Origin of the sequence: Tengunoibacter tsumagoiensis, assembly GCF_003967535.1 — a bacterium.
In the GTDB taxonomy this organism is placed as follows: domain Bacteria; phylum Chloroflexota; class Ktedonobacteria; order Ktedonobacterales; family Ktedonobacteraceae; genus Tengunoibacter; species Tengunoibacter tsumagoiensis.
The window spans coordinates 684,368-701,878 of the sequence record NZ_BIFR01000002.1 but is presented as its reverse complement, the minus strand read 5'-3'; the positions used below and the strand labels follow the sequence as shown (position 1 = coordinate 701,878).

Genomic DNA, 17,511 nt, shown 5'->3' with positions numbered 1-17,511 from the left:
CAATTGTGTGTAGGCTGTCTGGAGATCTTCCAGCAGGATGCGCCAGGAGACTGCATCGATGGCCAGGTGATGCACAACCATCAGTAGCCGCCCTTCCTCATGCTCTCCCAGGTTGAAGTAGACGACGCGCATGAGCGGGCCTTGCTCCAGATCCAGACTTACCTGCACTTTCTCAGCCTGACTGGCGATGGATGCAGCGCGCTCTTCCTGTGGTGTGTTGGAGAGATCTATCACTGAGACAGCATCCACAATGGTGGTATTGATCTGTGTCCAGTGCTGTCCATTCGGCTTGAAGCGCAGGCGCAGCGCATCGTGGTGATGGATCAGGGCTGCTACAACCTGCATCAGTAGATCGATCTTCAGTTGTGGCTGGCTACGGAGCAGAACAGCCTGATTCCAATGATGCTGCGCTGGCTGCTCTTGCTCAAAGAACCAGTGCTGAATGGCCGTGAGAGGAACCTCGCCCGTCACCAATCCTTGCTCAACCTCAATGCCAGGAGCCGTCTCAACAGTGGCGGCAAGCTCTGCAATGGTTGGATATTGAAAGATCTGTTTCGGGGTCAGATAGATCTCCGCCTGATTGGCGCGCGAGATAATCTGAATGCTCAGAATAGAATCGCCGCCCAGGGTGAAATAATTATCATGGATGCCAATGTGTTCGATCCCCAGGACTTCTTCCCAGATATCGACTAATTGTTGCTCAATCTCATTGCGTGGCGCACGATACTCCTGCCCATTTGTCAGACGCAGGCTCACATCTGGATCTGGCAAGGCTCGCTGGTCAACTTTGCCATTGGCATTCAAAGGCAGACGTTCGAGACAGATAAAAAAGGCCGGGATCATATACTCAGGGATGCGCTGTTGGAGATATGTACGCATCTCGGCTGGCGAGAAGATCTCTCCCTGTTTCAGTACAACATAGGCCAGCAGCCGCTTATGCTTTGTGGCATCTTCGCGGGCAATGGCCACGACATCTCGTACATGTGGATGCTGGCTCAGGACGCGTTCAACCTCGCCTAGTTCAATGCGATAGCCACGAATCTTGACCTGGTCATCCTGCCGTCCAACATACTCGATACTGCCATCGGCTCGATAGCGCGCCAGGTCGCCCGTTTTATACAGGCGCGCCCCTGGCTCATCCGTGAATGGGTGCGGCAGAAAGCGATCGCAGGTAAGGTCTGGACGATGGAGATAGCCACGAGCCAGACCCACACCACTGAGATAGAGATCACCTGTCACCCCGACAGGCACCACTTGCATCGCTGCATCCAGGAGATAGACCTGCGTATTAGCGATAGGATGACCGATCGATGGCCTCTCTCCATCCGCAACACATTCTGCAATAGTGGCACAGACCGTCGTCTCTGTCGGGCCATAGGCATTGAGGAAGCGTCTCCACTGGCTCCAACGCGCAACAATCTCCGCTGAACAAGCCTCACCTGCACTCACTAACGATTGAAAAATGGGAGCAGTTGTGTCAGGCAATGCAGCTAACACCGAGGGCGGAAGGGTGATGGTCGTAATCCCTTGCTCGTAGCAGAGATCCAACAGGGCCGATCCAACAAGTTGTGCAGGCTGTGTTTCCAGACACAGGGTCGCTCCCACCAGTAATGTCATGACGACTTCAGAGATGGAGGCATCAAAGTTTAGCGATGCAAACTGGAAGACACGGCTGGAGGCGGTCACATTGAAGGCCTGAATCTGCGCGGTTGCCAAATTACACAGGCCTTTGTGGACCAGCAAGGTACCTTTGGGGGTTCCTGTCGAGCCAGAGGTATAAATAATATAGGCCAGATTCTCGGGCAGGATCTCAAGCGCGGGATTCTCTGTCTGCTCCGTGTTAATGGACTGCCACTGGGTATCCAGATAAATCAGTTCAGCCGTATGGGAGGGAAGACGTTGTGCCAGATGCTGTTGTGTCAGTAGCAACGAAATCTGAGCATCTTGCAGAATAAAAGCCAGTCGCTCGGCAGGATAAGCCGGGTCCAGCGGCACATAGGCCCCCCCAGACTTGAAGATAGCAAGCAAGGCAATAACCATCTCAAGAGAACGCTCGACAGAGATACCTACGCATACCTCGGGACCAACGCCTTTTGCGCGTAAATAATAGGCAAGCTGATTAGCGCGGCGGTTCAGATCAGCATAGGTGAGCTGTTGCTCTTGTAGGACAACAGCGATGGCATCGGGCGTGCGCTCCACCTGCTGCTCAAAGAGCTGATGAAGAGAGCTCTCTTCAGGATATGGTGCCTTCGTTGCATTCCAGTTGATCAACTGCCGATCCAGTTCATCCGGCGTCAACAGAGAAATATGGCTCAGACGCTTATCAAGATTGGAGGCCAGGTTTGTTAAAAGCAGATCAAGATGCCCGGCCATCTGCGCAATCGCATCATCAGCAAAGTGTGCTGTATCATACGCGATCTTGACAGTGAGTGAGCTGCCTGGCAGGGCAATCAGCGTCAGGGGATAGTTCGCACGCTCAAGCGCATGAGCAAATTGCAGCCGTAGCCCCTGCTCCTGCTGATCATCGCGTTGCTCAGCAATAGCATCGGCGAGTGGATAATTCTCAAAGACATACAGGCTATCAAACAATGACTTGCCATGTTCGATGCCACTCCAGTTCTGGACCTCAGCCAGCGGACTGTATTCATATTGTTGGGCCTGGCTCTGAAAAGATTGGAGATCTTTGAGCAAAGAGAGAAACGTCTTTTCTGGTTCGACACGCACCCGCATAGGCAGCGTATTGATGAAGAGCCCGATCATCGCTTCGACGCCGCTTAAATCGCCCGGACGTCCAGAAACGGTCGTGCCATAAACGATATCGTCTTGCCCACTATAACGGCTCAAAAGAAGAGCCCAGGCTCCCTGCACCAGCACATTCAACGTTAATTGCTGCTGACGAGCAACCTGGAGAAGGGTTTGTGTCAGAGGAGCAGAGAGCGCCAGCCAATGTTCTTTCTGCTGTCCATGCTCATCCTGCCACCGCGCACCAGATGCACGCTCAATCGCCAGCTTCAGAGGAGAAGAAAAGCCTTGCAGGGCACCACGCCAGAATGCCTCCGCATCAGCAGAGCTCTGCTGCCGTAACCAGGAGATATAATCCCGATAGGGACGAACTGGCTTCAAAGGGACCGCAGTTCCCTGGCTCAACGCCTGATAACAGGCAAAGAGCTCGCGCAGAAACGTTGCGATGCTCCAACCATCCAGCAAAATATGATGATGAGTCCAGACAAATTGATAGGTCTTGCTCCCCAGCCAGAAGCAGCTCAGGCGCATCAGCGGCGCTTCAGAGAGATCAAAGCCCTGCTTGCGATCAGCCGTGAGAAACGCCTCTACCTCTTCTTTCTGCTGCTCAATCGACCAATCACGTAGGTCATACAGTGAGAATGGGAGCGTTTCGTCTTGATACACGACCTGGAGCGGTTTATCGATATCATCCCAGACAAAAGCCGTCCGCAGAATAGAGTGATGCTTCAGCAGAATATTCCAGGCTTGAATAAAAAGAGGGAGAGAGAAATCACCGTCAGCAACAAAATTAACTTGCTCTATATACATTCCGGCATCAGGAGCATACAGGCTGTGAAAAAGCATGCCCTGTTGCATTGGAGAGAGTGCATAGATATCTTGAATAGTGGTTGTTGACATACTCTATTTCTGCCTTTTCTTTTTCTGACCTAAGCGGTTCAGCAGTTTATCAAGATCTTTCTGATTCACCTCAGCTTCAGGAAAATCTGAGGGTGTATATCCACCAGCCTCGGGTGCCAGGCAGAGGGAGATCAGTTTTTGTAAGAGCTGCAAATAGTCCTGCGCTAATGCCTGAATGGTCTCCTGACGATGAATGTTTTGACTATATGACCAGATCAACTGTAATCGTCCTCCATAAATACTGCTATTCATATCCACCAGATGCGTACGGTATCCACGAGTACTTACAGCAGATCCGCTTGACTCCGTAGCTGGTTGCAATAAACTGTCGGTATGAAGTACCTGGTCAAATTGACCTAGATAATTGAAACTCACCTCGGCTTCGACCATGCTCTGTACCTGTTCGCTGCCCTGTATCGCGCCATTCAGGTAGCGCAACAGACCGTAGCCAATGCCATGACGTGGAATCTGCCGCAACTGTTCTTTAATGGCTTTGAGGGCCTCAATGGGCTGTGCCTCAGTTCCTGGCTCAAGTCTGACCGGGTAGATACTGGTAAACCAGCCAACCGTTCTTGAGAGGTCGATCCCTTCGATAATCTCCTCGCGCCCATGCCCCTCAAGATGCACTGTGATTGCACGCTGCCCGGTCCATCTGATAAATGCCAGGGCAAATGCCGTCAGCAGGACATCGTTGATCTGTGTATGGTAAGCCTGTGGAACTTGATGTAATAGAGCACTGGTCTCTTGCTCACTTAACGAGAGGCTTATGGTCTGAGTTGATGCAATTGTATTGCTTCCCTGTGCGTGATCTCTTGGAAGGCTTGTGGTCTGTTTTTCGGCCTGACGCTGCCAGTGGCTCAGCTCCTGGCGCACGCGATCCGTCTGGGCGTAGCTCTGCAACTGTTGGGCCCATTGTTGATAGGATGTGGTCTTTGGAGGCAACTGGACCGTTTCGTTGCCCTGCAAGATCTGCTGGTAGGCTGTTTGCAGATCCTCCAACAGGATGCGCCAGGAGACCCCATCAACCGCCAGATGGTGGATGGCAATCAGTAAACGTCCAGGTTCGTGTGCGGCGAACTGAAGATACGCGACGCGCAGCACTGGTCCATGGGTGAGATCCAGGCTCGCCTGCACCTCAGTGGCCTTTGTGGCAATGGCCTGTTCGCGCTCAGCAACGGGGACAGCAGATAGGTCTAGAATCTGGAACGGTATGGCACTGGATAGACCAGAATTACGCTGTCTCCAGTTTCCGTCCTGATGCTCGAACCGGAGCCGGAGTACATCATGATGCCGCAGAAGTTCTGCTACAGCCAGACGCAGGATCGCTGGATCTAAGGCATGTGAACTGGTGAGGAGCATCGCCTGATTCCAGTGATGAGGATCTGGCTGCTCTTGCTCGAAGAACCACTGTTGAATAGGGGTAAGGGGGAGCTCTCCTGTTACTATTCCCTGTTCCGCCTCTACTTTGACAATGGTGCCTACAACAGTCGCCAGTTCGCTGATCGTTGGATGCTGGAAGAGCTGCCTCGGCGTCAGATAGATACCCTCTTGCCGCGCCAATGAGACAACCTGAATACTTAAGATCGAGTCGCCACCCAGCGTAAAGAAGTTTTCATGAATCCCTACCTGACCAATGCCCAGAACCTGTCGCCAGACCAGTGCCAGGCGTTTCTCAATCTCGGTCTGAGGGAGCTGCTGCTCGTCTGTTCCTGTAGAGCGCTGTTCTGGTTCAGGTAAAGCGCGACGATCAATTTTGCCATTGGGGGTAAGGGGCATGTGCTGCAATGTCACCAATACTGCGGGAAGCATATAGTCTGGAAGGCGTTGCTGCATATAACTACGGACGTCAGCGACCAATGTCTCAGCCGGAGCCTGCGCAATGGGTACAATATAAGCCACAAGCCTCTTCACACCATTAGCGGCCTGCCTGAAGACTACGACCCCCTCTCGCACCTGTGGATGTTGTGCCAGCACACTTTCGATCTCTCCCAGTTCGATACGGAAGCCACGAACTTTTACCTGTTCATCCGCACGCCCACGATACTCTAATTCGCCATCAGCCCGATAGCGCGCCAGGTCACCGGTTTTATAGAGTCTCTCCCCTAACTGCCCATAAGGATTGGGGATAAAGCGCTCGGAGGTCAGCTCAGTGCGATTGAGATACCCACGCGCAAGGCCAGACCCACCTACATAGAGTTCACCTGTAACTCCTGCCGGAACCGGGTGATAGTGACGATCCAATACGTAGAGCTTCAGGTCGGCCAGAGGCGTTCCGATGAGGCTGCCCGGTGCAGATTCGATATCGCTTCTCCGTAAAATACGCGTCGTCACATGAACGGTCGTCTCGGTAATGCCATACATGTTGACGAGTAGTGGCTGCGCATCGCCATGACGCTGGACCCATGGACTTAAGCTTGCCAGTTCCAGCGCCTCACCTCCGAAGATCACATAGCGTAGTGCAAAGTTGGGACTGGTCTCTTGAAGTTCATCAATGGCCTGTAATTGTCGGAAAGCCGATGGCGTCTGATTGAGAACGGTGATCCCTTTCTCACACAACAAGAGATGGAAACTATCGGGAGAGCGGCTCACCCAGAAGGGCACCACTTCCAGGCGTCCGCCATTGAGCAGCGCTCCCCACATCTCCCAGACAGAAAAGTCGAATGCATATGAGTGAAAGAGTGTCCACGCATCACTAGAACTAAAGTGAATCGGCTCAGGCATAGACTCAAAGAGGCGCAGGACGTTGCTATGATTGACCAGCACACCTTTTGGCCGTCCTGTCGAGCCTGAGGTATAGATGATATAGGCCAGATGCCCTTCATCCGAAAGAACCTGTGGGGTGCTTTCACTTTGATGAGAGATCAACGGCCAATCGCGATCCATACACAGCGTAGGACCGGTATATTCAGGCAGGCGAGCAAGAACTGGATCTTGCGTTAGCAGCACCTGGATCTGCGCATCCGCCATGAGAAATGCCAGGCGCTCCTGTGGATAGCTCGGATCGAGTGGAACGTAAGCCCCACCAGCTTTGAGGATGCCCAGGATGCCTACCAGCATCTCCAGCGAGCGCTCAACGGCCAGCCCCACCAGTCCATCGGGCCCCACACCCAGGCCACGCAAATGATGCGCAAGCTGATTGGCTCGCTGATTGAGTTCGCGATAGGTCAATTGTTGATCTTCAAAGACGAGCGCAATAGCATCAGGAGTTTGCTGCTGCTGCCGCTCAAATCTATCATGAAGTCCGCCGGTAACAGGGATGCTTTGTGTCCATGTACTGAGTGCTTGCGGTGGCTGCATGGCTATACGTGCCAGTGACACGTCTGGTTGAGCAGCCATGGCGGTCAGGAGCGTCTGAAGATGCCTCAGCATCTGCTCAACTGCCAGATCGCTAAAGTGTGTACGCTGATACATGAGCTGCAAGCTCAATTGCTGACCCGGCGTGCACACCAGCATGAGGGGCTGGGCAGACTGCTCTTTCACATTCATGGTCTGTAGTTGGAGGCTGGCCTGACCACCCTGAACTTCCTTGCTGAGCATACTGCTATCGATAGGATAGTTCTCAAACACCAGCAGACTCTCGAATAATTGCTGACCTCTGGGAAGCTCGCTCCAACTCTGGACCTGGGCGAGTGGGGTATATTCATACTGCCGCAGTTCGCTTTGCTGCTCCTGCAATCCCCGAAGCCAGGAGCGTAAAGGCTGGCCTGCTGGCAACTTCACACGAACCGGAAGGGTATTAATGAACAGCCCTACCATGGTCTCGACACCGGAAAGTTCTGCTGGCCGGCCAGAGACCGTGGAACCAACAACGATATCATCATGATCGCTGTAACGACTCAAGAGCAGTGCCCAGGCTCCCAATACCAGCGTATTGAGCGTCAGATGCTGCTGACGCGCCATCTCCTGCAATGCCGATGTGAGCTCTTTCGGCAGGGCCAGGTAGTGCATACCATGCCGATCTTCAATAGTGCTACTATGTCCAGATGGACGCTCAAGATCCAGCTGTGTTGGAGCTGAGAAGCCCGCAAGGTTCTGCCGCCAGAACTGTTCGGCACTGCGCATATCCTGTCGCGCCAGCCAGGCCATATAGTCTTGATTAGAGGTTACGTCTCTCAGGGTCAGTCGTCTATTCGCAACCGAAGCCTCGTAGAGGGCAAATATTTCTTGCAGCAGAACCGGGAGACTCCAACCATCCAGCAAAAGGTGATGGTGCGTCCACACAATCTCGTGGCTATCTTCATCTGTACGCACGATGGTCAGGCGCATCAAAGGTGCCTGGGTCAGGTCAAAACCCTGGATTCGATCTGCACGCAGGTAGAGCTGCAAACGTTCTGTCCGCTCATCCAACGAGAGAGCGCTCCAATCGTGCTGCTCATATGGGAGGGAGACATGCTGATGAACTACCTGAAGAGGTTGCACAACCTCTTCCCAGACGAAGCCTGTGCGCAGAATCGCATGACGCTTCATCACCTGCTGCCAGGCATCAATAAATGTGCCTGTTCGTAATTCCCCACGCAAGGTCAGACGGACCTGAATGATGTAATCGCCTTCTCCTGGAGCATAGAGACTCTGGAAGAGGAGGCCTTGCTGCAAGGGCGAGAGTGGGTAGATGGCCTCGATCCCACCCTGATCGCTGCTCAGAATTGCATCCAGTTGGGCCTGGCTCAGTTTTACCAGCGGGAAATCTGAGGGAGTATACCCGCCTGCGGCAGGCGATTGACAATGAGCAATCAGAGCCTGCAATGCCTGCAAATAGTGTTGCGCGAGCCTGTTGATGGTCTCCTGCTCATGCACCTGCTGACTATAGGTCCAGATCAGGTGCAATTGGCCGCCACTGATACTGCCATTGATCTCGATCAGGTGCTCACGATGCCCACGTGGACTGATAGCCAGACCTGATGGCTCCTGAGCCGGGACAAAGAGAGCCGTCTGGTTCAACGTCTGGTCAAACTGGCCCAGATAGTTAAAGCTGATCTGCGGAGCAATCTCCTCTCGCAATCCATCCTTATCCGAGCGCAGATAGCGGGCCAGACCATAGCCAATACCATTGGAAGGAATAGCTCGCACCTGTTCTTTAATCGCTTTCAGAGCGGTCGCCGAATCCTGCGGATCCTGGGGCAAAGAGAGAACAAGCGGGTAGATACTCGTAAACCAGCCCACCGTCCGCGAGAGATCAACATCGGCAAAGAGATCCTCACGCCCATGCCCCTCCAGATGGATGCGATGGGTACTCTGCCCGGTCCACTGCTGCAAGGCCTGTGCCAGCGCGGTGAGTAAGACATCGTTAATCTGTGTTCGGTAGGCTGCTGGCACCTCTTGTAGCAGGGCCTGGGTCTCAGCCTGGTTCAGCGAGATCAGCACGCTCTGTGCCGATGCCACTGTATTCTCTCCGCCCGAGTGATCGACTGGAAGAAGCGCTACCGGGAGCGTGGCCTGCTGCTGCCAGTAGGTCAGTTGCTCGCTCACGACCTCGCTCTGGGCATGGCTCTCCAGGTGACGCGACCATTGTTGCCAGGAGGTTGTCTTGGCGGGCAACTGGATCGATGCTCCACGCTGTCCCTGCTGGTAGGCCGTCTGGAGATCTTCCAGCAGAATGCGCCAGGAGACGCCATCAACTACCAGATGGTGGATCACCAGGAGCAATCTCCCCTCCTGCTGGGGTCCGAGATGAAACGAGACGGCACGCCAGATGGGGCCATGGGTCAGATCCAGGCTGGCCTGAATCTGATCAGCACAGACCTCAATAACCCTGAGACGGTGCTCTTGAGGAATGGTGGTCAGATCAACGTGACAGACTGGGACCTCTAAGAGCTCTTCTGCATGGGTCGCTTGCCAGCCATCGGGGGTCGAGGCAAAGCGAAGCCGGAGCACGTCATGTTGATGCTGTAGAGCCTGCAACGCCTGTTTCAGCACAGGCCAGGAGAGCTCCGCAGGGGTGCGCAGGAGCATGGCCTGGTTCCAGTGCTGAGGATCGGGCTGATTCTGCTCAAAGAACCAGTGCTGGATCGGCGTCAACCATACAGAACCAGTTACAATTCCCTGCTCGGCTTCAATCACCGACCGTTCGCTGTCCGGGGTCAGACTCGCTGCCAGTGCAGCAATCGTGGGAGACTGGAAGAGCTGGCGAGGCGTCAGCACAAGCCCCTGCTGACGCGCGCGGGCCACGACTTGCAGGCTCAATATCGAGTCGCCTCCCAGGGAGAAGAAGTTGTCATGGACCCCAATCTGCTCTACCCCCAGAACCTGTTGCCAGATTGCGACCAGCCGCTGCTCCTGCTCGTTTCCTGGTGCGACATAGCTCTGCGTGTCCGCCAGATGTGCATACTCCGGTGCAGGCAGGGCGCGGCGATCAATCTTCCCATTGGGCGTCAGGGGGAAGGCTTCTACCACGACATGCAGTGCCGGCACCATGTATTCGGGCAGGCGCTCCTGCAAGCTCGCCTGGATCGTGTCCCAATCCAGCGTTGCGTGCTCGTCCAGGATCAGATAGGCAACGAGCCGCTTGATCCCTGGCGCATCTTCACGGGCCAGCACCATGGCATCCCGAACCGCTTCCTGCTGTCGCAAGGCCTGCTCGATCTCGCCGAGCTCAATGCGATAGCCGCGAATCTTCACCTGCTGATCCGCTCGTCCCACATACTCCAGCACTCCCTCCGCTCGCCAGCGCACCAGATCCCCCGTTCGGTAGAGCCGCTCTCCTCCCGTCGCACTAAACGGATGCGGTACAAAGCGCTCTGCCGTCAGTTCCGACCGGCCCACATAGCCTCGCGCCAGTCCGTGACCACCCGTGTACAGCTCGCCAATCACCCCTATCGGTACCGGCTGCCGATGCCGATCCAGCACATAGACCGTACTCTGATTGATGGGTCGCCCAATCGGAATGGCCGCCTCCACCTGCTCGGGATCATCCATTGGATAACAGCAGGTGAAGGTCGTATTCTCGGTCGGACCATAGCCATTGATCACCTGCTGTCCCGGATGAGCTCGCAGGAGCGCTCGCACCGGCTCTGGACCCAGCACATCCCCACCGGCCAGCACCTGGCGCACTCCCGCCAGCGCCTCGGGCTGATACTCCACCACCTGCTGGAACAATCCTGCGGTCAGCCAGAGCCAGCTCACGCCCTGCTCCTGTACCACCTGCGCCAGCCGTTCAAGCGCGGGAAGCTGCTCCGTTAAGAGCACGAGCCGGGCTCCCTGCAGCAGGCTCCCCCACAGTTCTAAGGTGGAGGCGTCAAAGGCCAGCGGAGCCAGTTGCAACCCGATCTGCTCGTGGTCCAGTTGCGCAAACCAGTTCTGGCTGACCAGTCGGATGATGGCGTGATGCGGGACCGCCACGCCTTTGGGCTCACCGGTTGAGCCGGAAGTGAAGAGGATATAGGCCAGCGTCTGCGCCTGCGCCCGCTGCTGAGGCGGCTGGCTGGACAGGTGCTCGCTCTCGCGCAGGAGCTGGCTCAGGTCCAGGCTGCGCCATGCTCCCTCGAGCTGGGGCAGATCGGGATCGGTCAGTAGCAGGCGCACTCCAGCCTGACCAAGCTGGAAGCGCAGCCGCTCGAGCGGAGCCTGAGGGTCCAGCGGGACATAATAGCCGCCTGCTTTCAAGATGGCGAGCAGAGCGATCAGTTGGGAAAGTCCACGCGGCACATGGAGTCCAACGCCCACTTCAGTCGCGACACCCAATGCCTGTAAGCGATGAGCCAGCTGATTGGCTTGTCGCTCCAGTTCCCCATAACTGATCTGATCTTGCTCGCAGACCAGGGCGATGGCGTCGGGCCTCTGCGCAGCCTGCTCAGTAAAAAGCTGTGGGACGGTGCTCTCGCGAGGGGTTGGCGTGTTCTGCTGGCTCCATTGCTCCAATAATACGGTTCGCTCCGAGTCCAGGAGAGCCGTAAGGTTGGCGATGGGCCGTTCCAATACATCTGGCAGGCTTGTAAGCAGCTGATGGTAGCGACTGAGAAGAAGCTCGATAGTCTCGGGCGAGAAGCGCGTCTGATCATAGAGTAACCGTAGCTGTACCTGCTCGCCGGGCATGACAACACAGGTCAGCGGGTACGGCGTCTGTTCCTGTGTACGGGCAGTGTTGATCTGCACTGAAGATGGAGAGGCTGCTGTTACGGGTAAAGGATAGTTTTCAAAGACGAACAGGGTCTCAAAAAGAGCCTGACCACCGGGGAATGGGCTCCAGTTCTGAACCTGTTGCAACGGGGTGAATTCGTATTGGCGCATGGCGCTCTGCTGCTGCTGCACCTGTTGCAGCCACGTGTTCAAGGTCTGCTTGCCATCGATGTGCAGAGGCAGGGGCAAGGTATTGATAAAGAGTCCCACCATCTCTTCGTTGCCAGAGATCTCTGGTGGACGACCGGCCAGCGTGGTTCCCAGTACGATCTGCTCCTGCCCACTCAGGGTTGCCAGGAGCCAGCCCCAACTTCCCAGTAAGAGCGTGTTGAGGGTGAGTTGCTGCTGACGAGCACTCTGCTGGAGGCTCTGTGTCTGCTCAAAACCAAGCAGCAAGTTGTGTTCAGCTCGACGCAATGTGATCTCGTCCGGATGAGGTGGTTCCCTCAGTATGAGAGGGGCCGCAGGTTCCAGTGTGGCCAGAGATTGACGCCAGAAGCGCTCAGCCGCCTGCTGATCCTGGCGGGCCAGCCACGCGATATAGTCCTGATAGGGTCGCACTGCGGGCCAGCGCAACGGACGATCAGTTACGAGGGCTTCATAGGCCTGGCCGACGGCTTGCAAGACCAGCGGCAGGCTCCAGCCATCCAGCAAGAGGTGATGATGCGTCCAGAGCAGGTCGTAGCGTTCGTCCTCCAGTTGGATCAGGGTCAGGCGCATTAAGGGGGCATGATCCAGCACGAAGCCCTGCTGGCGATCTCGCTGGAGATACGCGTTCAGACGCCTTTCCTGCTCATCTGTGGGGACATCACGCCAATCTTCCAGCTTAAAGGGTACTAAAACGTGAGTGAGAACCAATTGCTGGGGATCATCAACCAGATCGGAGAGAAATGCAGTGCGCAGAATACTATAGCGATCGACGACCTGTTCCCAGGCACGTTGAAAAGCTGCACAGTTGAGTGAACCCTGGAAAGAGAATTGCGCCTGGGTGATGTAGTCTCCTTCGCCGGGAGCATACAGGCTCTGGAAGAGCAGGCCCTGCTGCAAAGGTGAGAGTGGATAGATGGCCTCAATCTGCTTATAGGTACTATAGATCAGATCTACCTGGCTCTGCTTCAACGATGCCAGCGGAAAATCCGATGGTGTATACCCACCTGCGGAGGGGGATTGGCAATGCACAATCAACGACTGCAACGCCTTCAGGTAATGTTGAGCAAGCTTGTCGATCGTCTCCTGCTCATACACCTGCTGACTATAGGTCCAGACCAGACGCAATTGTCCGCCACTGATACTGCCAGTGATCTCGATCAGATGCTCGCGATGCCCCCATGGACTGACTAACATGCCAGGTGACTCCTGGGCGGGAACAAAGAGAGCCGTCTGGGCAAGAGTCTGGTCAAACTGGCCCAGATAGTTAAAGCTGATCTGCGGCGCAATCTCCTCTCGTAGTCCATCCTTATCCGAACGCAGATAGCGGGCCAGTCCATAGCCAATACCATTAGAAGGAATAGCTCGCACCTGCTCTTTAATCGCTTTCAGAGCGGTCGCCAAATCCTGTGGATCATTAGGCAAAGAGAGAACAAGCGGGTAGATGCTTGTGAACCAGCCGACGGTCCGCGAGAGATCGACATCGGCAAACAGATCTTCACGCCCATGTCCTTCCAGGTTGATGCGGTGATTATTCTGTCCCGTCCACTGCTGCAAGGCCTGTGCCAGTGCGGTGAGTAAGACATCGTTGATCTGCGTTCGGTAGGCTGCTGGCACCTCCTGGAGCAGGGCCTGTGTCTCAGCCTGACTGAGAGCAATCAGCACGCTCTGTGCTGACGCGACCGTGTTCTTCCCTTCAAGGTGATCGATCGGGAGCGTTGCCACAGGAAGCGCTGCTTGCTGCTGCCAGTAAGCCAGTTGTTCGCTTACAACCTCGCTCTGGGCATAGCTCTCCAGGTGGCTTGCCCACTGTTGCCAGGAGGTCGTCTTGGCTGGCAACTGGATCGATGCTCCACGCTGTCCCTGGTCGTATGCCGTCTGGAGATCTTCCAGCAGGATGCGCCAGGAGACGCCATCGACGACCAGATGGTGGATCACCAGGAGCAATCTCCCCTCCTGCTGGGGTCCGAGATGAAACGAGACTGCGCGCCAGATGGGGCCATGAACCAGATTTAAGCTGGCCTGAATCTGATCGGCACAGGCTTCCATGACCCGGAGACGGTATTCCTGAGGAATTGTGGTCAGATCAACGTGACAGGCCGGGACCTCTAAGAGCTCTTCGGCATGGGTCGCTTGCCAGCCATCGGGGGTCGGGGCAAAGCGGAGCCGGAGGACATCATGCTGACGTTGCAGGGCCTGAAGTGTCTCTGTGAGTAGAGGCCAGGAGAGCTCCGCAGGAGTGCGCAGGAGCATGGCCTGGTTCCAGTGCTGCGGATCAGGCTGATTCTGCTCAAAGAACCAGTGCTGGATCGGCGTCAATGTGACAGAGCCAGTCACGACTCCCTGCTCGGCTTCAATAACCGACTGCTCGCTGTCCGGTGTCAGGCTCGCGGCCAGTGCAGCAATCGTGGGAGACTGGAAGAGCTGGCGAGGCGTCAGCACAAGCCCCTGCTGGCGAGCACGGGCCACGACTTGCAGGCTCAAAATCGAGTCACCACCCAGGGAGAAGAAGTTGTCATGCACCCCAATCTGCTCTACCCCCAGGACCTGTTGCCAGATCGCAACCAGCCGCTGCTCCTGCTCGTTTCCTGGCGCAACGTAGCTCTGTGCATCCGCCAGATGCGCATACTCCGGTGCGGGCAGGGCGCGGCGATCCACTTTGCCATTGGGCGTCAGAGGGAAGGCCTGCAATACCACATGCAGCGCCGGCACCATGTACTCAGGCAGGCGCTCCTGCAAGCTCGCCTGGATCGTGTCCCAATCCATCGTCGCGTGCTCTTCTACAACCAGATAGGCAACCAGCCGTTTGATCCCTGGCGCATCTTCACGTGCCAGCACAATGGCATCCCGAAGAGCCTCCTGCTGTCTCAAGGCCTGCTCGATCTCGCCGAGCTCAATGCGATAACCTCGGATCTTCACCTGCTGATCCGCTCGTCCCACATACTCCAGCACCCCATCCGCTCGCCAGCGTACCAGATCCCCCGTTCGGTAGAGCCGCTCTCCTCCCGTCGCACTGAACGGATGAGGCACAAAACGCTCTGCCGTCAGCTCCGACCGACCCACATAGCCTCGCGCCAGTCCATGACCACCCGTGTACAGCTCGCCAATCACCCCTATCGGTACCGGCTGCCGATGCCGATCCAGCACATAGACTGTGCTCTGATTGATGGGTCGCCCAATCGGAATGGCCGCCTCCACCTGCTCGGGATTGTCCAGCGGATAGCAGCAGGTGAAGGTCGTATTCTCCGTCGGACCATAGCCATTGATCACTTGCTGTCCCGGATGGGCTCGTAGAAGCGCTCGCACCGGCTCTGGACCCAGCACATCCCCGCCTGCCAACACCTGACGCACTCCGGCCAGCGCCTCGGGCTGATACTCCACCACCTGCTGGAACAGTCCAGCCGTCAGCCAGAGCCAGCTCACCCCCTGCTCCTGCACCACCTGCGCCAGGCGTTCAAGCGCCGGGAGCTGCTCCGTTAAGAGGACGAGCCGGGCCCCATGCAGCAGCGAGCCCCACAGTTCTAAGGTGGAGGCGTCAAAGGCCAGCGGAGCCAGTTGCAGTCCAATCTGCTCGTGGTCCAGTTGCGCAAACCAGTTCTGGCTGATCAGGCGGATGATCGCTTGATGCGGGACGGCCACGCCTTTGGGCTCGCCAGTCGAGCCAGAGGTAAAGAGGATATAGGCCAGCGTCTGCGCCTGCGCCTGCTGCTGAGGCGGCTCGCTGGACAGGTGGGTGCTCTCGTGCAGGAGCTGGTTCAGGTCCAGACTGCGCCACGCTCCCTCGAGTTGGGGCAGACCGGGATCGGTCAGTAGCAGGTTCACTCCGGCCTGACCAAGCTGGAAACGTAGCCGCTCGAGCGGAGCCTGAGGGTCCAGGGGGACATAATGGCCGCCCGCTTTCATGATGGCAAGCAGGGCAATCAGTTGAGAGAGCCCACGCGGCACATGGAGTCCAACGCCTACTTCAGTGCCTACGCCTAATGTCTGCAAGCAATGAGCCAGCTGATTAGCTCGTCGCTCCAGTTCCCCATAGCTGATCTGATCCTGTCCACAGACCAGCGCGATGGCGTCGGGTCGCAGGGCAGCCTGCTCTGCAAAGAGCTGTGGTACGGTCGCCTCGTGTGGATAGGGGCGTGCAGTCTCATTCCACTGTACCAGCATCTGTTCGGCTTCAGCGGGCAAGACAAGAGGAAGATTCCAAATATTTCCATCAGGATTTGCGAGTAGACGCTCAAGCAACCATTTAAAATGTTCAAGCATACTGTGAATAGTAGAGGCTTTAAAGAGATCGCGATTATACTCGAGATTCCCTACCACCCCTTGATCGGTTTCGACCAGGGTCAGAGTGAGATCAAATTTGGCGGTATTATTCTCAATTGCCAGTGGCTGCCAGACAAGATCGCTGAGATCGAGGTTCGCAAATGGCACGTTTTGGAGCGTAAACATCACCTGAAAGAGGGGATTATGGCTCAAACTTCGCTCGGGCTGAAGAGCCTCTACTATCTGCTCAAACGGGACATCCTGATGCTCATATGCATCCAGCGCTACTCTACGTGTATGGTTAATCGCATCACGATAGCTTAGAACATCCGACAATCTGGTTCGCAACACCAATGTATTCGCAAAAAAGCCAAGCAAGTTCTCTAATTCAGGGACGGTGCGATTAGCAATTGCCGCCCCCACCGCGATATCGTCCTGATGGCTATAGCGAGCCAGCAGGATCTGAAAAGCTGCCAGCAAGAGCATAAAGAGTGTTGCATCTTCCTGTTGCCCAAGCTGTTTAAGGCCAGTAAGCAAGGAAAGGGAGATCTCAACATGCTCTGACCCACCCCGAAACGTCTGGATCGGGGGACGAGGATAATCAAGAGGCAATTCTAGCGTATCGGATAGCCCCTGCAACTGTTCTTTCCAGTAGAGCAGATCCTTCTCAATCACCTCTTTTTGTAACCATCCACGTTGCCAGACTGAATAATCCGCATATTGAAGCGGTAGGTCAGGAAGTGGCGAGGGCTGACCCTGCTCAAAGGCTGCGTAGAGTGTCGTCAATTCACTCATCAGAATCCCTTGAGACCAGGCATCTGAAATAATATGATGGATAGTCAGCAATAATACATGCTCGTTCTGGTCCAGGCGCAGCACTAGAGAGCGTAGAAGTGGACCCTGAGTGAGATCGAAGGGCCGCTGAAACTCTTCTGTTGCACAGCGGCTGGCCTGCATATCTCGCTCACCCTCCAGCAGCCCTTGTAGATCAATAAGAGGCAAGATGGCGGGCTCATACGGATGAATTATCTGGAGAGCTTGCTGCTCAGTCAATGTAAACGTTGTGCGTAAAATATCATGACGCCGCTTCATCTCATTCAATGCCTGCGCTAAAGCACTGACCGAGATCGAGCCTTTGAGGCGAACGGCAACAGGCATATTATAGAGGGCCAGACCTGGCTCTAATTGATCAAGAAACCACAAACGCTGTTGTGTAAAAGAAAGTGGGATGGGATCAGTATTTTTTCTCAGGGGAATCGTCTGCTGCTCAACCTTCATGCCTTCTTCTTCGAGCAGCTGTAAAAACAGAGCTTCTTGTTCCAGAGAGAAAGCTAATTCGTCGTACGACAT

Annotated in this window: 1 pseudogene (running past one end of the window); it reads right to left on the bottom strand. The window is 55.6% G+C overall.

From position 1 onward, the window contains the following. Nucleotides 1-17,511, bottom strand: a pseudogene (locus EL628_RS30870) (non-ribosomal peptide synthase/polyketide synthase) (its annotated part extends 21,039 nt beyond the left edge of the window); the annotation flags it as partial.